At 60.9% G+C, this 19,210-nt stretch carries 23 protein-coding genes; 13 read left to right on the top strand and 10 right to left on the bottom strand.

Translation table 11 applies throughout. The features are described from left to right. Position 1: 1 nt before the first annotated feature. Entirely contained in the window at positions 2-1,333 is a 1,332-nt protein-coding gene (locus HX811_RS20515) for an acyclic terpene utilization AtuA family protein (protein WP_177047118.1), read from the top strand. Then, on the top strand, positions 1,330-1,650 hold the full coding sequence (locus HX811_RS20510; RefSeq protein ID WP_087694789.1) for a hypothetical protein: 321 nt from the start codon (positions 1,330-1,332) through the stop codon (positions 1,648-1,650). The genes HX811_RS20515 and HX811_RS20510 overlap by 4 nt, the downstream gene beginning before the upstream one ends. Positions 1,651-1,757: 107 nt before the next feature. On the opposite strand, the gene HX811_RS20505 is transcribed toward HX811_RS20510, so the two are convergent. The 5 genes from HX811_RS20505 to HX811_RS20485 all read right to left on the bottom strand — a co-directional run bounded on the left by HX811_RS20505 (position 1,758) and on the right by HX811_RS20485 (position 4,532). Then, positions 1,758-2,129, bottom strand: coding sequence for a glutathione S-transferase N-terminal domain-containing protein (locus HX811_RS20505; RefSeq protein ID WP_177047117.1), 372 nt, complete (start codon positions 2,127-2,129; stop codon positions 1,758-1,760). Between the two features lie 103 nt (positions 2,130-2,232). Next, entirely contained in the window at positions 2,233-2,778 is a 546-nt protein-coding gene (gene folE, locus HX811_RS20500; RefSeq protein ID WP_003204506.1) for a GTP cyclohydrolase I FolE, read from the bottom strand. A gap of 79 nt (positions 2,779-2,857) precedes the next feature. After that, entirely contained in the window at positions 2,858-3,415 is a 558-nt protein-coding gene (locus HX811_RS20495) for a Smr/MutS family protein (protein ID WP_003213135.1), read from the bottom strand. A 75-nt stretch (positions 3,416-3,490) separates the two neighbouring features. Then, positions 3,491-3,811 (bottom strand): hypothetical protein, encoded by a 321-nt coding sequence (locus tag HX811_RS20490; RefSeq protein WP_003213133.1) that lies wholly within the window; start codon positions 3,809-3,811, stop codon positions 3,491-3,493. A 130-nt stretch (positions 3,812-3,941) separates the two neighbouring features. Further along, on the bottom strand, positions 3,942-4,532 hold the full coding sequence (locus tag HX811_RS20485) for a cysteine hydrolase family protein (protein WP_008433198.1): 591 nt from the start codon (positions 4,530-4,532) through the stop codon (positions 3,942-3,944). 240 nt (positions 4,533-4,772) lie between these two features. Here HX811_RS20485 and prmB point away from each other — a divergent pair, with 240 nt between their 5' ends. Continuing rightward, a complete protein-coding gene (gene prmB, locus HX811_RS20480; RefSeq protein ID WP_003213129.1) occupies positions 4,773-5,681 on the top strand; it encodes a 50S ribosomal protein L3 N(5)-glutamine methyltransferase in 909 nt (302 codons plus the stop codon). Positions 5,682-5,817: 136 nt separating this feature from the next. Here the strand turns inward: prmB and HX811_RS20475 are convergent, their stop codons facing one another. Beyond that, positions 5,818-6,621, bottom strand: a complete 804-nt coding sequence (locus HX811_RS20475; RefSeq protein WP_003213127.1) for a hypothetical protein — start codon at positions 6,619-6,621, stop codon at positions 5,818-5,820. A 99-nt stretch (positions 6,622-6,720) separates the two neighbouring features. After that, positions 6,721-7,683: an alpha/beta hydrolase gene (locus tag HX811_RS20470; protein WP_003213124.1), complete on the bottom strand. Its 963-nt coding sequence runs from the start codon at positions 7,681-7,683 to the stop codon at positions 6,721-6,723. Between the two features lie 143 nt (positions 7,684-7,826). On the opposite strand from HX811_RS20470, the gene aroC reads away from it, so the two are divergent. The 4 genes from aroC (at position 7,827) to HX811_RS20450 (ending at position 11,312) form a co-directional block, all read left to right on the top strand. Continuing rightward, complete coding sequence (aroC, locus tag HX811_RS20465; protein WP_003213122.1) at positions 7,827-8,918, top strand: chorismate synthase; 1,092 nt, start codon at positions 7,827-7,829, stop codon at positions 8,916-8,918. A 148-nt stretch (positions 8,919-9,066) separates the two neighbouring features. Further along, the gene (locus HX811_RS20460) at positions 9,067-10,218 is read left to right on the top strand and encodes an MFS transporter (RefSeq protein ID WP_177047141.1); all 1,152 of its coding nucleotides are present in this window, start codon (positions 9,067-9,069) and stop codon (positions 10,216-10,218) included. A 28-nt stretch (positions 10,219-10,246) separates the two neighbouring features. Further along, positions 10,247-10,792, top strand: coding sequence for an acireductone dioxygenase (locus HX811_RS20455; RefSeq protein WP_003216782.1), 546 nt, complete (start codon positions 10,247-10,249; stop codon positions 10,790-10,792). 235 nt (positions 10,793-11,027) lie between these two features. Then, entirely contained in the window at positions 11,028-11,312 is a 285-nt protein-coding gene (locus tag HX811_RS20450; RefSeq protein ID WP_003216779.1) for a response regulator transcription factor, read from the top strand. A gap of 54 nt (positions 11,313-11,366) precedes the next feature. Here HX811_RS20450 and HX811_RS20445 read toward each other — a convergent pair whose 3' ends face one another. Beyond that, on the bottom strand, positions 11,367-11,645 hold the full coding sequence (locus tag HX811_RS20445) for a DUF3509 domain-containing protein (RefSeq protein ID WP_003216777.1): 279 nt from the start codon (positions 11,643-11,645) through the stop codon (positions 11,367-11,369). Between the two features lie 69 nt (positions 11,646-11,714). Then, a complete protein-coding gene (locus tag HX811_RS20440; protein WP_177047116.1) occupies positions 11,715-12,059 on the bottom strand; it encodes a hypothetical protein in 345 nt (114 codons plus the stop codon). Here HX811_RS20440 and HX811_RS20435 point away from each other — a divergent pair. From HX811_RS20435 to HX811_RS20415, 5 genes are all read left to right on the top strand, one after another. Further along, on the top strand, positions 12,044-13,870 hold the full coding sequence (locus HX811_RS20435; RefSeq protein ID WP_177047115.1) for a long-chain-acyl-CoA synthetase: 1,827 nt from the start codon (positions 12,044-12,046) through the stop codon (positions 13,868-13,870). The genes HX811_RS20440 and HX811_RS20435 overlap by 16 nt on opposite strands. A gap of 96 nt (positions 13,871-13,966) precedes the next feature. Next, the gene (locus HX811_RS20430; protein WP_003216773.1) at positions 13,967-14,482 is read left to right on the top strand and encodes an ankyrin repeat domain-containing protein; all 516 of its coding nucleotides are present in this window, start codon (positions 13,967-13,969) and stop codon (positions 14,480-14,482) included. A gap of 41 nt (positions 14,483-14,523) precedes the next feature. After that, complete coding sequence (locus HX811_RS20425; RefSeq protein ID WP_177047114.1) at positions 14,524-15,054, top strand: hypothetical protein; 531 nt, start codon at positions 14,524-14,526, stop codon at positions 15,052-15,054. 68 nt (positions 15,055-15,122) lie between these two features. Beyond that, a complete protein-coding gene (locus HX811_RS20420) occupies positions 15,123-15,314 on the top strand; it encodes a PLDc N-terminal domain-containing protein (protein WP_003172956.1) in 192 nt (63 codons plus the stop codon). 396 nt (positions 15,315-15,710) lie between these two features. Next, complete coding sequence (locus HX811_RS20415; protein WP_177020684.1) at positions 15,711-17,798, top strand: LTA synthase family protein; 2,088 nt, start codon at positions 15,711-15,713, stop codon at positions 17,796-17,798. Positions 17,799-17,857: 59 nt separating this feature from the next. On the opposite strand, the gene HX811_RS20410 is transcribed toward HX811_RS20415, so the two are convergent. After that, positions 17,858-18,010 (bottom strand): DUF3309 family protein, encoded by a 153-nt coding sequence (locus tag HX811_RS20410; protein ID WP_003216767.1) that lies wholly within the window; start codon positions 18,008-18,010, stop codon positions 17,858-17,860. Positions 18,011-18,339: 329 nt separating this feature from the next. Here HX811_RS20410 and HX811_RS20405 point away from each other — a divergent pair, with 329 nt between their 5' ends. Further along, positions 18,340-19,161: an SDR family oxidoreductase gene (locus HX811_RS20405; RefSeq protein WP_177020683.1), complete on the top strand. Its 822-nt coding sequence runs from the start codon at positions 18,340-18,342 to the stop codon at positions 19,159-19,161. Positions 19,162-19,210 lie beyond the last annotated feature (49 nt).

Genomic DNA, 19,210 nt, shown 5'->3' with positions numbered 1-19,210 from the left:
AATGAAAACCTTGCGCATCGGTTCCGGTGCCGGCTACTCCGGCGACCGTATCGAACCTGCGGTGGAATTGGCCGAACAGGGCGACCTGGATTACCTGGTCTTCGAATGCCTGGCCGAACGGACCATCGCCCTGGCGCAACAGGCGCGGATCAGCGATCCACAAGGCGGTTACGACCTGCTGTTGAGTGAGCGCATGCGCCGCGTGCTGCCCTTTGTCGGCCAGCCCGACGGGCGCCGGCGCTTGCGGGTAATCACCAATATGGGCGCGGCCAATCCGGTGGCGGCGGCGGTTGAAGTGCGGCGGATTGCCAGTGAACTGGGGCTTAACCTCAAGGTGCTGGCGGTGGTTGGCGACGACGTGCTTGAGACCTTGCGTGCCCAGCCGGAGCAGTTGCTCGACAACGGCCAGACCCTTGGCTCGTTGGGCGAGCGGTTGATTTCCGCGAACGCCTATTTGGGCGCCGACGGCATTATCGACGCCTTGCGCGCCGAGGCCGACGTGGTGATCACCGGCCGGGTGGCAGACCCTTCGTTGTTCCTGGCGCCGCAGATGTTCGAATTCGGCTGGGCTGCGGATGATTGGCAACGGCTGGGGCGCGGCACGCTGGTGGGGCATTTACTGGAATGTGCGGGGCAGGTCAGCGGTGGCTACTTTGCCGATCCGGGCTTCAAGGACGTGGACGATCTGGCACGCCTGGGCTTTCCATTTGCCGAGATTGACCCAGACGGCGAGGCCTTGATCACCAAGGTCGCAGGTTCCGGTGGGCGGGTCAGCCGTGCCACGTGCACCGAACAATTGATCTACGAAGTGCACGACCCGGCGGCCTACCTCACACCGGACGTGTGCGCGGATTTTTCCCAGGTGGCGTTTACCGAAGAAGCCGTGGACCGGGTGCGTGCCCACGGCGCGAGCGGACGGCCACGTCCCGAAGCGTTGAAAGTCAGCGTCGGTTATCTGGACGGCTGGATCGGTGAGGGGCAGATTTCCTACGGTGGCCCGGGCGCGGTCGCTCGTGCGCAACTGGCTCGCGATGTGGTCCTGAAACGCTTGGAGTTGACCGGCGTGCGCATGCAGGACGTGCGTGCCGAATTGATCGGCGTCGACTCCCTGCACGGCCCGCGCAGCACGGTTGAACCGTGGGAAGTGCGCCTGCGCATCGCCGCCCGCTGCGCAGAACGCAGCGAGGCGGTGCGTGTCGGCAATGAAGTGGAAACCCTCTACACCAACGGCCCGTCCGGCGGCGGTGGCGCCAGCAAGAGCCTGCGCCAGGTGGTGGCGGTGGCATCGTTGCTGCTGCCTCGTCACGCGGTCAACCCGAGGATCGAAGCATGAAGCTGCACACCCTGGCCCACTCCCGAACGGGAGACAAGGGCGACACCTCGAACATCTCGATCATCGCGTATCGGGCCGAGGACTATCCGCTGCTCTGCGAGCAACTCACGGCTGAGGTGGTAGCGGCGTTTTTTGCGCCGTTGCTGGAGGCGGGCGCCGCACCGGTGCGGCGCTATGAACTGCCCAATGTGCAGGCACTGAACTTCGTGTTGCCGGGGATCCTGCGAGGCGGGGTGACGCGGTCGCTGGCGCTGGACGCCCATGGCAAGTGCCTGGGCTCAGCATTGCTGGATCTTGAATTGGCAATACCAAACTAATGTGGGAGCGGGCTTGCTCGCGAAGGCGGAGTGTCAGCCACTACATCTGTGACTGAAACTCCGCCTTCGCGAGCAAGCCCGCTCCCACACTGGATCCTCGCTGTTTGTCAGACCGCCGCAAATCGCTTGTCGAGGTAATCGATGATCACCTTGGAGTGGTACATCCAGGTGGTCTGGCCGTTCTCTTCGATGCGCAGGCATGGCACCTTGATCTTGCCGCCTTGCTCCAGCAGGGTCTGGCGGTCCTGCTCGTTGTTCTTCGCATCCTTCAAGGCCACCGGCACGTTCAGGCGGTGCAGGGTGCGGCGGGTCTTCACGCAGAACGGGCAGGCGTGGAATTGATACAGGGTCAGGTCCTTGGCCGCTGCGTTCACCTGCGCCTGTTGTTCGGCAGGGCGCTGCTTTTTGCGCGGACGGGTCAGGAAGTCGCCGGCGATGATGACGTGGCCGAGGCCCACTCGAAGTGCTTTGACGAACATGGCTGAAACCTCTTGCCCTAGACTTAAGGGGGCGCAGCTTACCTGATTTTTCACAGGCGAAAAAAAACCGGCGATGAACGCCGGTTTTTCCAGGTGCCGCGTATTACTTGATCAGGCTGAGAAACTCGCTGCGGGTCGCCGCGTTTTCGCGGAACTCACCCAGCATCACCGACGTGATCATCGACGAATTCTGCTTCTCCACACCGCGCATCATCATGCACATGTGCTTGGCCTCGATCACCACTGCAACGCCCAGGGCGCCGGTGACCTGCTGGACCGCATCGGCGATCTGGCGGCTGAGGTTTTCCTGGATCTGCAGGCGGCGGGCATACATATCGACGATACGCGCGACCTTCGACAGGCCCAGCACTTTGCCGCTCGGGATATACGCGACGTGAGCCTTGCCGATGAACGGCAGCAGGTGGTGTTCGCACAGCGAGTACAACTCGATGTCCTTGACCAGCACCATTTCGCTGTTGTCAGAGCTGAACAAGGCACCGTTGGTGACTTCTTCGAGGGTCTGTTCATAACCGCGGCAGAGATACTGCATGGCCTTGGCGGCACGTTTTGGCGTGTCGAGCAGGCCCTCGCGGGAAACGTCCTCGCCGAGTTGGCCGAGAATCGCGGTGTAATTCTGTTCCAGGGACATGAAACTACCTAGTGGGATTTTCGCAAAGGGCAAGGGTACGGCGGCCAACACATCGCTGCAAGCCTGACGATGGCACTTGTTACTCGTCGCGGCCTTCCATCATGGTGCGCTTGAGCATCACATACACCGCGCCAGCGCCGCCGTGACGTGGCTGGCATGAGGTAAAACCCAGCACCTGGGAGTGCTGGCGCAACCAGGTGTTGACGTGGCTTTTGATCATCGGTCGCTTGCCGTCCAGGCGCACGGCCTTGCCGTGGGTGACGCGCACGCAGCGGATTTCGAATTTGGTGGCTTCGGCGAGGAACGCCCAGAGGGTTTCGCGGGCTTTTTCGACGGTCATGCCGTGCAGGTCGAGACTGCCCTCGAACGGGATCTGGCCGACCTTGAGCTTGCGCATCTGGCTTTCCTGCACGCCGTCGCGGGCCCACATCAACTCGTCTTCGGGACCTACATCGATAACGAATTGATCCGACAGGCCGTCCACGGTGGTGGCGTCCGTGCGCACGGTCGCGGCCTGGCGCAGCTTGGCGATCTGGGCGCGATCGGTCTTGGGTTTGCCGGTGTCGGCGCGATCATGCTTGATCGGCTTGACGCCGCGCAGCTCGTTCTTGAATAGGGAAAAATCGTCGTCTTGCATGTCAGCCTCCGCGAAGGGCGGGCAGTTTACCTAATCGCGGCGGCTTGATGCGCAACAAACGCTATCTGTGCGCCATCAGTCGTGCTTTTTCATCAGGTGCGAAGCGATGTTCAGTGACAGCGGTTGGCGCATGCGCCGACGGCAACGGCGCCACAGCCATACGCCGAACCACAGCACCAGCAAGCCGATGACCAAGAGTATTGCAGAACCGCCAGGGCTGGCATTCAGCTCGCCCAGGGCCGGTGAGTGTCCAACCAAACCAGCGCCGCCAGCAATTGCCAGTAGTACGCCACCTATCGCCAACAGCGCGGCAAAGCCGGCGCCGATGCGCAGACGCCAGTTGCTCGGGCCCTTGGGGCGCAAGCGACGAGCATCAAAACCATCGGATATCTTCATTCCGACCTTTCCTCCAGGGTATCGGCCCTTCGACCGGAAGATACACAGGTTGTTCCGGGTACAGAGGCAATTGCAGCAAATGACAGGTATTTGCGGATGAGCGGGCGGCTACCCGCTCATCGAAGGTCGATCAGATCAGATCTTTGGTCAAGGCGAGGGTGGCGAAGTTGTCAGCCATGATGGCCATTTCAGTCTGCTGCACATGGTCGGCGCTGAGGATGCCGCCCTTGTAAGGCAGGTCGCGGGTGGCGCAGGCGTCTTCCACCAGGGTGCAGCGAAAGCCCAGGTTTTTTGCCGCACGCACCGTGGTGCTGACGCTGGAGTGACTCATGAAGCCGCAGACGATCAGGTCCAGGGAACCGAGGTCTTGCAGGTGTTTCTCCAGGCCGGTGCCGTGGAAGGCGCTGGGCAGCAGCTTGCCGATGATGGTTTCGTCGGCCTGTGGCTCAAGGCCAGGAATGAACTCACCGCGCTCGCCCTGAGGGTCAAACAACCCGCCGACAGTGCCCAGGTGGCGCACATGCACGATCGGGCGCCCGGCGTTGCGCGCGGCAGCCGCCAGTTGCTTGATATTTTCGACAGCAGCGTCCATGCCCGAGAGGGCGAGGGGACCACTGAGGTATTCCTTCTGGGCGTCGATGATCACGAGGGTCGCATGGTTCAGGTTCGCCGCTGCGTAACCACGACCGCTGAGTTGAAACATCGTCTTTGGAACGGACATTCTGGGGCTCCTGTGAGTGGGGCTTTTGTGACATTGTCCTCTGGCTGAGCGCTTCTGTGAATCGCTACCATTGTAAGGTACGCCGTTGTTGGCGTGCAGCGATGTCAATAGGGCACTACGTTTAGGCAAAAACCACGTTTAAGATGAAATCCGACGTGCGGCAAAGGGTTTTTTCGTACATCGTCGGTACAGCTTAAGACTGTTAGAATCGCCGGTCGTTTTTTCCAGGAGCTTGCCCCCGTGATCACTTCCCGCCTGCGCACCTTGCGCGACCACATCCGATGGGCCGTCAGCCGTTTCCATGGGGAAGACCTGTTTTTTGGCCATGGCACCGACAACGCCTGGGACGAAGCCCGGCAACTGGTGCTCGGCGCCTTGCACCTGCCATGGGAAATTGCCGACAGTTACCTGGATTGCAACCTGGAAGAAGAGGAAATCTCCCACGTGCAACGGTTGCTGCACCGCCGTATCCACGAGCGTGTGCCGACCGCTTACCTGTTGAAGGAAGCCTGGTTCTGCGGCATGTCGTTTATCGTCGATGAGCGCGTGCTGATTCCACGCTCACCGATTGGCGAACTGATCGAAAACCGCTTCGAACCGTGGCTGGGCACGCCGCCGGCGCGCATCCTGGACCTGTGCACCGGTTCCGGTTGCATCGGTATTGCCTGCGCCTACGAGTTCCAGGACGCCGAAGTGGTACTGGGCGACCTGTCCTTCGAAGCGCTGGAGGTGGCCAACCAGAACATCGAGCGCCATGGCGTCGATGAGCGCGTGTATACCGTTCAGGGCGACGGCTTTGATGGTTTGCCGGGCCAGCGTTTTGACCTGATCGTGTCCAACCCGCCGTATGTCGACGCCGAAGACTTTGCCGACATGCCGGATGAATACCAGCACGAGCCGGAGTTGGGCCTGGCCTGCGGTGACGACGGCTTGAACCTGGTTCGGCGGATGCTGGCCGAGGCGGCAGATCACTTGACCGAGAAGGGCTTGCTGATTGTCGAAGTGGGCAACAGCCAGGTTCACGTCGAGGCGTTGTACCCCGAAGTGGACTTCGCCTGGCTGGAGTTCCAGCGCGGCGGGCATGGCGTGTTCATGTTGACGGCCGAGCAGTGCCGGGCGCATCAGGCGGTGTTTGCCGCGAGGGTCTAAACCCTGCCCGACAGCATGCTGATACTTGTGGCGAGGGAGCTTGCTCCCGCTGGGCAGCGTAGCGGCCCCAAGAATCTTGGGAGCGCTTCGCACTCCAGCGGGAGCAGGCTCCCTCGCCACAAATACACTTTATGATTCAGCGATGCGTCGCAATCCAGATCAACAGCCCCGCCTGAAACACGGTAAACGCCACCAGACACGTAATCGTGAAGCGCAACCCGCTGTCTTCGCGCTTGAACTTGGTGACCTTTTCCTCTTCCTTGCGCAGCTTCACTTCCTGTTCCGCCAGGTTCTGCTCGGCCTGTTGCAGCATCTGCGCCGCTTCCAGAATCTCCACGAACTGCAGCTTTTCGGTGTTCCAGCTGTCCAGCACATCGCTGACCTTGCCCGGCTGCACGTTGCCCTTCAAATGCTGGACATCGGCGTACGCCACATCAAAGCCCTGGATACGCAGGAAGTGATCCCGGCGCAGGCGCGTGGCTTCGTTGAGGGCGTCCTTGTTGGCCAGGTCGACGCCGTCGACGCGGTAGTGCGACCACTTCTTTTTCGCCCAGGCGGCGCCCTGGGCTACCAGGAAACGGCCGATGCCGCGGTTAGCCGGCTCGATCTCCAGGCTGTTGCCCGGGCCAAAATGCACCCGATGGGTCGCGTGATCGACCCAGATATCCAAATGGTTCTGTTCCCGGCGCACCCGCTGGCCCGGCAACTGAATGACCATGCGCAGCAGGCTGTGGTCCTTGTTGTTGCGTTCGGCCCAGCCAAACTGCACAAAGCGCAGGGGCCGCACGCCCGTGGCACGGTCGGTGGCCAAAGGGGCCAGGCGCAGCATCTTGAAATGTTCGGCCTGCACCTCCGCCCACGGTAACGCGGCCGATGCGGCGGCCTCGGTGTCAGCCGTGGTGTCGGCGGTAGGTTCGGGTGTTGCTTCGGTGTTCGTCATTCGGCGCGATCCTGTCCAAGCTCTGCGGGCCGACAGGCTTTTTGCTGTCGACCCATGGCTTATCGGCCGTTTTGCTCAGGACTGGAGGGCAATACTCGCTTAACTGGCGCGAAGTCCGTCGATAAAGCGAACCAGGCGGGTGCCCAGTTCAGCCGCCAGCGGCAACTGCGGGTCGTTATAGGACTCCAGTTGCTGCTTCACGTTGTTGGGCACGATGCGCATCACGTGGTTCATGCCTTCGATCACCGTCAGCTCGGCGTCGGGCTTGGCCTTCTGCAATTGTTGCGCATCGGCCACGCCGACCTGCAGGTCATTGGTGCCCTGGACGATCAGCGCCGGCATGGTCAATTTGGCAAAGGCCGCCGAAGGGTCGGCGCGGAACAGGCTGATCAGATAGGGCTGCACGCTGGGGCGGAAAATGCCCTCAAGGGGGGTGGGCACATCGGCGTCCACCTGGCCGGCCTTGAGGTGATCGAGAATCTGGTTGCTGCGCAGTAACAGCGCTGGAGGCATATGGTCGGCCAGTTGCTGGCGGATCACCTGGTCCACCGGGCGCGCACTGCCCGACAGGGAGATCACCCCGGCCGGGTTGAGCTGCGGGGCGGCGAGGGCGGCCACCAGTGCACCTTCGCTGTGGCCCAGCACAATCAGCGGGCCCATGCGTGGGTCGGCCTTGAGCAACTTGCCCCAGGCCACGGCGTCGGACACGTAGGCATCCAGAGTCAGGTTGCGTTCATCGGGGGTGGCGGCAAGGCTGGCGGCCACGCCGCGCTTGTCGTAGCGCACGCTGGCGATGTTGTGCCTGGCCAGCACCCAGGCCAGGCGCTTGAGGCTGTCGTTGCGTGCGCCGTCGGCGCTGTTGCCGTTGCGGTCGGTGGGCCCGGAGCCGGCGATGATCAGCACCACCGGCACCGGCTTGTCGGATTTGGGCAACAACAGCGAACCAAACAGCTCGCCACTGCCGGTGTCCAGGCTGATGGGCCGTTGCAGCACGACAGGGGAGGCGGCGAAGCCAAGGCTGGAAAACAGAGTGAGGGTCAAAAGCAGAACTCGCAGCATCATCGCGCCATCATGAGGAAGGTGCCGGTTGGACCAACGTCTACCGGTAAGGTTTCGAGGATGAACTAGTCGGTTAGCCTGCGTATACTGGCCGCCTTAAGTTATTACGGTTGACTTGATTCAACTGATTTCACGGAGCGCCCTGCATGTCCGGCAATACCTACGGCAAGCTGTTCACTGTTACCACCGCGGGCGAAAGCCATGGCCCGGCGTTGGTCGCCATTGTCGACGGCTGCCCGCCGGGCCTCGAGTTGTCCCTGGAAGACCTGCAGCGTGACCTCGACCGCCGCAAGCCCGGCACCAGCCGCCACACCACCCAGCGCCAGGAAGCCGACGAAGTCGAAATCCTCTCGGGCGTGTTCGAGGGCCGCACCACCGGCTGCGCCATCGGACTGCTGATTCGCAACACCGACCAGAAGTCCAAGGACTACTCGGCGATCAAGGACCTGTTCCGCCCGGCCCACGCCGACTACACCTACCACCACAAATACGGCGAGCGCGACTACCGTGGCGGTGGCCGCAGCTCGGCGCGGGAAACCGCGATGCGCGTGGCGGCCGGGGCGATCGCCAAGAAGTTCCTGGCTACCCAGGGCATCGTGATCCGCGGCTACATGAGCCAGCTGGGCCCGATCGAAATCCCGTTCAAGACCTGGGACAGCGTCGAAGACAACGCCTTTTTCTGCCCAGACCCGGACAAAGTGCCGGAGCTGGAAGCCTATATGGACCAGTTGCGCCGCGACCAGGATTCCGTCGGCGCCAAGATCACCGTGGTTGCCGAAGGCGTGATGCCGGGCCTGGGCGAGCCGATCTTCGACCGCCTCGATGCCGAACTGGCCCACGCGCTGATGAGCATCAACGCGGTCAAGGGCGTGGAAATCGGCGCCGGGTTCGATTGTGTGGCCCAGCGTGGCACCGAGCACCGTGACGAGCTGACCCCGGAAGGTTTCCTCAGCAACAACGCCGGCGGCATTCTCGGTGGCATTTCCTCCGGCCAGCCGATCGTTGCGCACCTTGCGCTCAAGCCGACTTCCAGCATCACCACGCCGGGCCGTTCGATTGATGTGCACGGCAACCCGGTGGACGTGATCACCAAGGGCCGTCACGACCCTTGCGTCGGCATCCGCGCCACGCCGATTGCCGAGGCGATGATGGCCATCGTGCTGATGGACCACCTGCTGCGCCATCGTGGGCAAAACGCCGACGTAAAAGTCAGTACTCCGGTATTGGGCCAGCTGTGACCGTGGGTGGCGAGCGAGCTTGCTCGCGCTGGGCTGCGCAGCGGCCCCAAAGCCTGCAACCCGGTAGGACCTGGAGAACTGCGGCGCTTCTAGTGGGGGAGCTTCTCGCCCCAGCGCGAGCAAGCTCGCTCGCCACAAGTCTCTTATGCTGACGCAAGCCCTTCCATACTGGCGACTCTCCAGCTTCTACCTGTTCTATTTCGCCCTGCTGGGGGCGACGGCGCCGTTCCTGGCGCTGTACTTCGATCACCTTGGGTTCTCCAGCGCGCGCATCGGCGAGCTGGTGGCCATCCCCATGCTGATGCGCTGCGTGGCGCCCAACCTGTGGGGCTGGCTGGGGGATTACACCGGCCGGCGCCTGGCCATCGTGCGCTTTGGCGCGGTGTGCACCCTGGTGAGTTTCTCGTTGATCTTTGTCAGCAAGACCTACGCCTGGCTGGCGCTGGTGATGGCCTTGCACGCGTTCTTCTGGCATGCGGTCCTGCCGCAGTTTGAAGTCATCACCCTCGCGCACCTGCAAGGCCAGACCTCGCGCTACAGCCAGGTGCGGTTGTGGGGCTCCATCGGTTTTATCCTCACCGTGGTGATCATGGGCCGCTTGTTCGACTGGCTGAGCCTGGATATCTACCCGGTGGTGGTCGTGGTGATCATGGCCGGCATCATCGGCGCCAGCCTCTGGGTGCCGAATGCGCAGCCCCTGAGCCAGGGGAATCGCCTGGCCGGTGACGGCTTTTTGCGGCAACTGCGCAGCCCCGGCGTGCTGGCGTTCTATGCCTGTGTGGCGCTGATGCAGATGAGCCATGGTCCGTACTACACCTTCCTCACCCTGCACCTTGAACACCTCGGTTACAGCCGTGGCGTGATCGGCATGTTGTGGGCGCTGGGCGTGGTGGCGGAAGTCTTGATGTTCCTGGCCATGAGCCGGATTCTCACGCGCTTTTCGGTACGCCGGGTATTGATGGCGAGTTTCCTGCTGGCCGCACTGCGCTGGTTGCTGCTGGGCTCGTTTGCCGAATTCTTCTGGGTGCTGTTGCTGGCGCAGGTGATGCACGCGGCGACCTTCGGCAGCTTCCACGCGGCGGCCATCCAGTTCGTGCAACGCAGCTTTGGTGCTCGCCAGCAAGGGCAGGGCCAGGCACTGTATGCGGCACTGGCCGGTACCGGCGGTGCGCTGGGCGCACTCTATTCAGGTTATAGCTGGAACCTGCTGGGGCCGACCCTGACCTTCAGCATTGCCAGCATCGCGGCCCTGGCCGCCGCCCTAATCATTGGCATTCGATTGCAAGAGGAGCGGCCATGAGCGGCTCCCGTGACAGAGGAAGAGTTTGATGAGCTATCTCGCGGTTTACCACGTCTGCACCCCCGACACCCCGAACAAGGTCCTGACTCACCAGGACGATATCGCCTCGACCCTGGCCGAGCTGGGTGTGGGTTTCGATCGCTGGCAGGCGGCTACCCGACTTGAGCCCGGGGCCAGCGAGGTTGAGATTATCGCGGCCTACCAGGCGCCCATCGACAAGCTGATGACCGAGCGCGGCTACACCACCGTTGATGTGCTCCGCGTCAGCAATGATCACCCGCAGAAAGCCCAATTGCGCGCCGAGCGACTCGACGAACACCGCATGGCCCAAGACCACGTGCGTTTTTTCGTAGCGGGGCGTGGGCTGTTTACCTTGCACATCGAAGATTATGTGTACGCGGTGTTCTGCGAGAAAAACGACCTGATCTTGGTGCCGAGCGGCATCCCGCACTGGTTTGATATGGGGGAGAACCCGCACTTTGTGGCGATCCGCCTGTTCAGTGACCCTGAAGGGCTGGCGGTCATGCTGACCGGCGACGCGATCGCCGAGGGTTTTCCTCGGCTTGATGACTAAGTTCGTCCGGCAATGCCTCCTGAACAGGGGGCATTTTTTTAACTTCAATTCCTTCAGGTTGGAAATCGCTGTAGGAATAAACTTGAAAGTTTGTGGGTAACAGCTGTTTATCGTTGACCTTACTTATTAGTTCCACTCTTTGTGTAACTCTCTCTGGTCTCAATATTTATTCGCCTGTCAATAGGAGTAATCCGACTTCGGGCGTTACAAGACCTATATGAAGAGAGAGGCCTGCATGAGCGGTTCGGAGCCACAGGAACAACCGTCCACGCAAACGGACAGCGCGCCGGTTGCCAACCGCAAGGCGCGTGCGATGTTGTCGGGTAAACCCCTGACCCCCAAGGAACGGGAAATCCTGCATTGGGCGGTCGAGGGCAAGACGGTGTGGGAAATCAGCAGGATTCGCTCCATCTCCCAGGCCACGGTGAAGTTTCACCTGCGCAACATCTACGGCAAGTTGCAGGTGACTAACCGGGTCCAGGCCGTGAACGAGGCGGTGAAACAGGGATTGTGCAAATAAAAAAAGGCCGTGGTGCGCAACGGCACCACGACCTGTTCGGGTCCTGCATGACGGTCAAGCCGAATGGTAGGTCGGCAGCGCAAAGCGGTTCTGGCTTTGCAGCATCGAAATCTGTGGCAAGTCGCTGGCTTGTTCAGCCAGGTCGCGGCGAATAGCGCTGATGACCCACGTCAGTTGGTCGGCTGTGTGCAGTTGCTGATAAGAGATCGAACGTTTGATCTGCTTGCCTTCGCTGTTACGCAAGGTCAGCAGGATGCCGCCATCAGGACGCGCCTGGGTGGTGACGTCGAAATTGGAGAACACAGAAGAAAATTTATCTTGGATCAGGCTCATGTCTATCAGCTCCGTTAGCTCATGTTTTGCAGCGTGGAGTGATAGGTGCAGTGATTGTGCCAGTACTGACTATCTTAAAAAATCGTTATAAATCAATAAGTTATAAAATTTTAAAATTTCCAGTTTCGTGCAATTTGCATGAATGGCCATCGTGCATCCTGCATTTTGCGGGGTTTTGCCAAGTGTTTCACCGCTGGCACGCAAGGCAGGTCTTCCATAGTGACCACCTGGCGGTGCGCTAAATTCCTTTTCCTTTCGGGATACAAAACTTTTCAAATCCTGCGTGTACAGCCGAAGAACGGCTGGCGTATTTTCCTGCAAGGCATCCGGCGCCGGTCTTACAGTGCGATGGGTGCCTTGAGGGTCATACGAACAATAAGAAAAAGGACGTTCCCGCCATGAACCACCCGCCAAGTGACATGATCACCTGGGGCATGATGCTGCGTAAGGTGCCCACCATTGTCCGTGCGCTGCCGCGCCTGGTGCGCGGAATCCGCGTTGCCAACATCACCGATCCCGACCAGCCGTGCGGCCTGGGCTGGACCTTTGAACAAGCCACCCAACGCAACCCCGACGGCGCCGCGCTGCTGTATGGCGACACGGTGCTGAGCTACCGCCAGGCCAACCAGCAGGCCAACCGCATGGCTCACTACCTGCAGCGGCAGGGGATCGGCAAGGGCGACGTGGTGGCGTTGTTTATCGAAAACCGCCCCGAGTTGTTGCTCAGCGTACTGGCCGTGGCCAAGGTGGGCGGCATTTGCGCGATGCTCAATACCTCGCAAACCCAGGCGGCGCTGGTACATAGCCTCAACCTGGTGGCACCGGCGGCCATCGTGGTGGGAGCCGAGTTGGTAGGGGCCTACGAGGCCGTGCGCAGCCAGGTGGCCATCGAGGCGGATAAAACCTGGTTTATTGCCGATCAGCAGCACAGCCATGTGCCGCCGGATTACGTCGACCTGATGGCTGCCAGCGCCGACTGCCCGGTGGAAAACCCCGCCAGCACCCAGCAGATTTTTTTCAACGACCCTTGCTTCTATATCTACACCTCCGGCACCACCGGCTTGCCCAAGGCCGGCATTTTCAAACACGGCCGCTGGATGAAGTCCTCGGCCAGTTTCGGCACCATCGCCCTGGATATGGGGCCCGAGGATGTCGTCTATTGCACCTTGCCGCTGTATCACGCCACTGGCCTGTGCGTGTGCTGGGGTTCGGCGATTGCCGGGGCGTCGGGGTTCGCGATTCGCCGCAAGTTCAGCGCCAGCCAGTTCTGGGACGATGTGCGCAAATTCAATGCGACCACCCTGGGTTATGTCGGCGAGCTGTGCCGCTACCTGATCGACCAGCCTGCCCACGGGCGCGACCTGGATAACCGGGTGACGAAGATGATCGGCAACGGCCTGCGCCCTGGGGTTTGGGCTGAGTTCAAGCAGCGCTTTGGCGTTGATCATATCTGCGAGCTGTACGCCGCCAGTGACGGCAACATCGGCTTCACCAATGTGCTGAACTTCGACAACACCATCGGCTTTTCCCTGATGCACTGGGCACTGGTGGACTACGCCCATGACAGCTGTGAGCCGATTCGCGGCGCCGACGGTTTCATGCGCGAAGTGCCCAAGGGGGGCCAGGGGCTGCTGCTGGCCAGGATCGATGACAAGGCACCGTTCGACGGCTACACCGACCCCGAGAAGAACCGCAAGGTGGTGCTCAGCGACGTGTTCGAGAAGGGCGACCGTTATTTCAACACCGGCGACCTGTTGCGCAATATCGGCTTCGGCCACGCCCAATTCGTTGACCGGCTGGGGGACACCTACCGCTGGAAAGGTGAAAACGTCTCCACCACCGAAGTCGAGAACATCTTCCTGCAGCACCCGCAGATTTCCGAAGTGGTGGCCTACGGCGTGGAGATTGAAAACACCAACGGCCGCGCGGGCATGGCGGCCATTACGCCTGCCGAATCCCTGGCTTCCCTGGACATGCGCGAGTTGCTGACCTTCGCCCACGGGCAATTGCCCGCGTATGCGGTGCCGTTGTTCCTGCGGATCAAGGTGAAGATGGAAACCACGGGTACCTTTAAATACCAGAAGGTGAAACTCAAGGAGGAAGCGTTCGACCCGGGCAAGGCCGGTGATGATCCGATCTTTGCCTGGCTGCCTGGGTCGGACAGTTATGTGCCGGTCACCGGGCAACTGTTGGCGGATATTCAGGCGGGCAAGTTCCGTTATTGATTCTGTCTATCGCCGCTTTTGGGAAAAAAGGCATGACAGTGGGGAACTCCATCGCGAGACTGGGCGCCTTATGAAACACCAGACAAGGAGCCCCACATGTCAGACCAAGCCAAACAAATGACCGAAGACGAAGCCGCCGAATTTGCCGAGCAGGTGTTCGACGTGGCGCGCAAGGGCGATGCCGCGATGCTGGCTGCGTTGCTGGCCAAGGGCTTGCCGCCGAACCTGCGTAACCACAATGGCGATACGCTGTTGATGCTGTCGGCCTACCACGGCCATGTGGACGCGGTGAAAGTGCTGCTGGAATTCAAGGCCGACCCCCAGATTGCCAACGACAAGAACCAGCTGCCGATTGCCGGCGCGGCGTTCAAGGGCAACCTGCCGGTGGTCAAAGCGTTGATCGAAGGCGGAGCGTTGGTCGAAGGCGCATCCTCTGATGGTCGCACCGCCTTGATGATGGCGGCGATGTTCAACCGTACCGAAATGGTGGACTACCTGATCAGCCAGGGCGCCAATCCCAAGGCCACCGATGCCCAGGGCGTGACCGCGCTGGCAGCGGCCCAGACCATGGGGGCGGTGGATACGGCGGCGCAGTTGGAAAAACTGGTGTAGGCTTTGCGCCCTCAAAATCAGCCCCGCCACAGGACCACCCCATGAAAACCGCACTCGTCGAACTCATCAGCAAAATCAGCTCCGGCTGCATGAGCGAACCCGAGATCGCCAAGGTGGCTGACGAAGCGGCCCAGGCCTACGCCGATCCCGACGCTTTCCTGGCCGCCAACCCCGACATCAACTACGACGACACTTTCCCGATTCCCCTGGGTGAGTGGATCGTCGTCGGCAGCCTGCCTGACACCGTGCTGTTCCAGGCCGACACCTACCTGGACCTGTTCGCCCAGATCGTCGCCTCCTTTGGCCCCGGCGTGGCGTTCAACCTCAAGCCCAAGCAACTGGCCAAGACCGAAGCCCTGACCGCGCTGAACCGCATCCAGATCCAGATGAGCGCCCTCAACCCGGAGAACGGCGGCTACGTGCTGATGAATTTCAGCCAATTGCTGGACGACGAGATCCAGGCTGTGCTGGTCTACGGCAACGACGTGCCACGGGTTCTGGAGTTGTGTGCCGAAGTCGGCATCAAGGGCGAACCCTCCCTGGAAGCCCTGCGGGTTGCGGTACACGTCTGAAATAAAACGGAACCCCTGGCCACGGCTGACTATCCTAAGCAGGCAAGCCCTCACTTAGGAGCGACACCATGGGTTCCACTTTTAATGGTCTGATCGGGTTGATCATCCTCGCGCTGGATATCTGGGCGATCATCAACGTGTTCAAAAGCGGCGCGAGTACCGGCGCCAAAGTGTTGTGGATCCTGTTGATCCTGCTGCTGCCGGTACTGGGCTTGATCATCTGGGCGATCGCCGGGCCGCGCGGTAACGTGCGGATCTGATCCAAACAACGCTATCCAGAGCGGGCACAGTAAGTGTGGGAGCGGGCTTGCTCGCGAAGACGGTGTAACAGTCACCTGATGTATCGACTGATTTACCGTATTCGCGAGCAAGCCCGCTCCCACATTTGTTTCCGTACTCCCGTTATTGTGTTTCGAGATATTCGCTGCACAGAATTTTCACATTCCATCCAAGACAATTCGCCGGCTATTTTTCCAGCCGGATGCTCTAAGACGAGTCTCAAACACTGGCCGGATTGAGTAATCAATGGCGTTGCCGGCGTTGATCGGGCACCATTTGCGCCATTGCGTTCACCGTCTACCCCAGCCTGCCTGGGCGAGGGCGGGGCGCCGCTGTATTCATTCGCAACTTAAACTTCCAATGGGTCCTAAAACGACATGGCAAACCCGGACGCCCTGAATCAGCAGCGAGCTTCTAATCGCTTGCTGCAACCGACCGTCAAATCCCATCTGGCGTACACGCTGCTTTGTGCCTTGATCATGATGGTGATGTTCTCCCTGCTGCGCCTGGCGCTGCTGGTCTACAACCGCGAGATGATCCTCGACACACCGGCCTCGACTTTCCTTGAAGCGTTCGCCAACGGCCTGCGCCTGGATATCCGCCTGGTGATGTACCTGCTGGTGCCGCTGCTGCTGGCGTTGTTCAGCGTACGGGCCATGGCGGCGCGCGGCTTCTTCCGCTTGTGGCTGACGGTCGCGTCCAGCATCGCGCTGTTCCTGGGCCTGATGGAAATGGACTTCTACCGCGAGTTCCACCAGCGCCTCAACGGCCTGGTCTTCCAGTACGTGAAGGAAGACCCGAAAACCGTGATGAGCATGCTCTGGTACGGTTTCCCGGTGGTGCGCTACCTGCTGGCCTGGGCCGTGGGTACGCTGATCCTGAGCATCGCCTTCAAAGGCGCCGACCGTGCAACGCGCCCACGCGGCCCGTTCAGCGGTGGCAGCATCGGCACTCGCCAGGTAGCGCCGTGGTACACGCGCATCGCGGTGTTCGTGGTCTGCCTGCTGGTCGCCGTGGTCGCCATCCGTGGCACCCTGCGCCAGGGCCCGCCACTGCGTTGGGGCGACGTGTACACCACCGACTCGAACTTCGCCAACCAGTTGGGCCTCAACGGTACCTTGTCGCTGATTGCGGCGGCGAAATCGCGCTTCTCCGAGGAGCGTTCGAACATCTGGAAAGCCACCCTGGAGCAGCCGCTGGCCACCCAGACCGTGCGCGACATGCTGGTATTGCCGACCGAGAAACTGGTCGACACCGACACCGCCGCTGTCCGCCGTGACTTCACGCCGCCGGCCGAGAAGACCCTGCCGATCAAGAACGTCGTGGTTATCCTGATGGAAAGCTTCGCCGGTCACTCGGTGGGCGCCCTGGGCCGCCCGGGCAACATCACGCCGTACTTCGACAAATTGTCCAAGGAAGGCCTGCTGTTCGACCGCTTCTTCTCCAACGGCACCCACACCCACCAGGGCATGTTTGCCACCATGGCGTGCTTCCCGAACCTGCCGGGTTTCGAATACCTGATGCAGACCCCGGAAGGCAGCCACAAGCTGTCGGGCCTGCCGCAGCTGCTCAGCCATCGCGATTTCGACGACGTGTACGTCTACAACGGCGACTTCGCCTGGGATAACCAGTCGGGCTTCTTCAGCAACCAGGGCATGACCAACTTCATCGGGCGTAATGACTTCGTCAACCCGGTGTTCTCGGACCCGACCTGGGGCGTGTCCGACCAGGACATGTTCAACCGTGGCCTGGAAGAGTTGAAGGCCCGTGAAGGCGGCAAGCCGTTCTATGCGCTGCTGCAAACCCTGTCCAACCACACGCCGTACGCGTTGCCGACGCCATTGCCGGTCGAGAAGGTCACCGACCGTGGCAGCCTCAACGAGCATTTGACGGCCATGCGCTACTCCGACTGGGCCTTGGGCCAGTTCTTTGAAAAGGCCCGCAAGGAGCCGTACTTCAAGGAAACCCTGTTCGTGATCGTGGGCGACCACGGCTTCGGCAACGAGCAGCAGATCACCGAAATGGACCTGGGCCGCTTCAACGTGCCGATGCTGATGATCGCACCGGGCATGCAGGAGAAGTTCGGCGAGCGTGACCACACCGTGGGCACCCAGATCGACATCGTGCCGACCATCATGGGCCGCCTGGGCGGTGACACCCTGCACCAGTGCTGGGGCCGTGACCTGCTCAACCTGCCGGAAGGTGACAAGGGCTTTGGCGTGATCAAGCCGTCGGGCAGCGACCAGACCGTCGCCTTGCTCACCGGTGACCGGGTGCTGGTACTGCCCAAGGAAATGCCGCCGAAGTTGTGGGAATACGAACTGGGCGCCAACCCGACCGGGAAAGTGATTCCAGAGTCGCCGGACGAGGCTGCGTTGAAGCAGAAGCTCGAATCGTTCCTGCAGACCGCTACCAAGAGCCTGCTGGACAACACCGCCGGCGTAGTGGACGGCAAGCCGGACTAAATACCCGCGCATAAAAAAGAGGCCTTTCAAGGCCTCTTTTTTTTGCACGCTGGAACGCGTTATATCTTGCCGAGCAACAACAGAATCAGCAGCACTACCAACACAGTACCGAGAATACCCGATGGCCCGTAACCCCAATTGCGTGAGTGAGGGAACACTGGAAGACCGCCGACCAGCAGGAGGATCAGAATAATGATAAGAATGAGGCTCATGTTTTGTTTTCCTTATTGTCTTCTGAAAAGACCTGGTATTTAACGGATAGGCCCGACAACTGATACGGACGCCTTAATAACTCCGACCCATGTGTTTGGCAGAAAATTCCGTGTTTTTTTAAAGCTTTTCGCTAACTTGCTTATTTCCTTTAACCCCGTTGCAAATAACCGTCCTTAGTTCAAATAAATGGAACTTGGCGGGTTTCCCGCTATCCGACCCGGCCCACGGTTTGCCTGGGGCATTCAGCAGTCTGATGGTGCGTGGGTGCGGGAAAAACCTTCGCTACACTGCGGCTCACTTCTTCCGTGAACCACAAGGCTACTTTCCTATGCAAAATCGCATGATGATCACCGGCGCCGGTTCTGGCCTGGGTCGCGAAATCGCTCTGCGCTGGGCCCGCGAGGGTTGGCAACTGGCCTTGTCGGACGTCAGCGAAGCGGGCCTGCAAGAAACCCTCAAGCTTGTACGCCAGGCCGGCGGTGACGGTTTCACCCAGCGCTGCGACGTGCGCGACTACAGCCAGCTCACCGCGTTCGCACAGGCCTGTGAGGAAAAGCTCGGTGGCATCGACGTGATCGTCAACAACGCCGGTGTCGCATCGGGCGGGTTCTTCAGCGAACTGTCCCTGGAAGACTGGGACTGGCAGATCGCGATCAACCTGATGGGCGTGGTCAAGGGCTGCAAGGCCTTCCTGCCGCTGCTGGAAAAGAGCAAGGGCCGCATCATCAACATCGCGTCCATGGCCGCCCTGATGCAGGGCCCGGCCATGAGCAACTACAACGTGGCCAAGGCCGGCGTGGTGGCGCTCTCGGAGAGCCTGCTGGTGGAACTCAAGCAACAGGAAGTCGGCGTGCATGTGGTGTGCCCATCCTTCTTCCAGACCAACCTGCTGGACTCGTTCCGCGGGCCGACGCCCGCGATGAAAGCCCAGGTGGGCAAGCTGCTGGAAAGCTCGCCGATTACCGCCGCACAGATCGCCGACTACATCTACCAGCAGGTGGCTGAAGGGCAATTCATGATCCTGCCCCACGAGCAGGGGCGCATGGCCTGGGCACTGAAACAGAAGAACCCGCAACTGCTGTATGACGAGATGACCGTGATGGCGGACAAGATGCGGGCGAAAGCTCAGTCGCAGGCGGTAAAAGGTTGAATTTCAGGTGAGCACCTGATGTGGCGAGGGCTTGTTGTGGCGAGGGAGC

The organism is Pseudomonas sp. F8002 (assembly GCF_013385495.1).
Taxonomy (GTDB): Bacteria; Pseudomonadota; Gammaproteobacteria; order Pseudomonadales; family Pseudomonadaceae; genus Aquipseudomonas.
This window is presented reverse-complemented; position numbering and strand designations above follow the sequence as displayed.

Coding starts and splice junctions, on each gene's coding strand:
- HX811_RS20455 (WP_003216782.1), top strand. CDS start 10,247: ATGAGCTATCTCGCGGTTTACCACGTCTGCACCCCCGACACCCCGAAC.
- HX811_RS20470 (WP_003213124.1), bottom strand. CDS start 7,683: ATGATGCTGCGAGTTCTGCTTTTGACCCTCACTCTGTTTTCCAGCCTT.
- HX811_RS20435 (WP_177047115.1), top strand. CDS start 12,044: ATGAACCACCCGCCAAGTGACATGATCACCTGGGGCATGATGCTGCGT.
- HX811_RS20425 (WP_177047114.1), top strand. CDS start 14,524: ATGAAAACCGCACTCGTCGAACTCATCAGCAAAATCAGCTCCGGCTGC.
- HX811_RS20445 (WP_003216777.1), bottom strand. CDS start 11,645: ATGAGCCTGATCCAAGATAAATTTTCTTCTGTGTTCTCCAATTTCGAC.
- HX811_RS20515 (WP_177047118.1), top strand. CDS start 2: ATGAAAACCTTGCGCATCGGTTCCGGTGCCGGCTACTCCGGCGACCGT.
- HX811_RS20510 (WP_087694789.1), top strand. CDS start 1,330: ATGAAGCTGCACACCCTGGCCCACTCCCGAACGGGAGACAAGGGCGAC.
- HX811_RS20450 (WP_003216779.1), top strand. CDS start 11,028: ATGAGCGGTTCGGAGCCACAGGAACAACCGTCCACGCAAACGGACAGC.
- folE (WP_003204506.1), bottom strand. CDS start 2,778: ATGTCCCTGGAACAGAATTACACCGCGATTCTCGGCCAACTCGGCGAG.
- HX811_RS20475 (WP_003213127.1), bottom strand. CDS start 6,621: ATGACGAACACCGAAGCAACACCCGAACCTACCGCCGACACCACGGCT.
- HX811_RS20495 (WP_003213135.1), bottom strand. CDS start 3,415: ATGCAAGACGACGATTTTTCCCTATTCAAGAACGAGCTGCGCGGCGTC.
- HX811_RS20490 (WP_003213133.1), bottom strand. CDS start 3,811: ATGAAGATATCCGATGGTTTTGATGCTCGTCGCTTGCGCCCCAAGGGC.
- aroC (WP_003213122.1), top strand. CDS start 7,827: ATGTCCGGCAATACCTACGGCAAGCTGTTCACTGTTACCACCGCGGGC.
- HX811_RS20430 (WP_003216773.1), top strand. CDS start 13,967: ATGTCAGACCAAGCCAAACAAATGACCGAAGACGAAGCCGCCGAATTT.
- HX811_RS20410 (WP_003216767.1), bottom strand. CDS start 18,010: ATGAGCCTCATTCTTATCATTATTCTGATCCTCCTGCTGGTCGGCGGT.
- HX811_RS20420 (WP_003172956.1), top strand. CDS start 15,123: ATGGGTTCCACTTTTAATGGTCTGATCGGGTTGATCATCCTCGCGCTG.
- HX811_RS20405 (WP_177020683.1), top strand. CDS start 18,340: ATGCAAAATCGCATGATGATCACCGGCGCCGGTTCTGGCCTGGGTCGC.
- HX811_RS20505 (WP_177047117.1), bottom strand. CDS start 2,129: ATGTTCGTCAAAGCACTTCGAGTGGGCCTCGGCCACGTCATCATCGCC.
- HX811_RS20415 (WP_177020684.1), top strand. CDS start 15,711: ATGGCAAACCCGGACGCCCTGAATCAGCAGCGAGCTTCTAATCGCTTG.
- HX811_RS20485 (WP_008433198.1), bottom strand. CDS start 4,532: ATGTCCGTTCCAAAGACGATGTTTCAACTCAGCGGTCGTGGTTACGCA.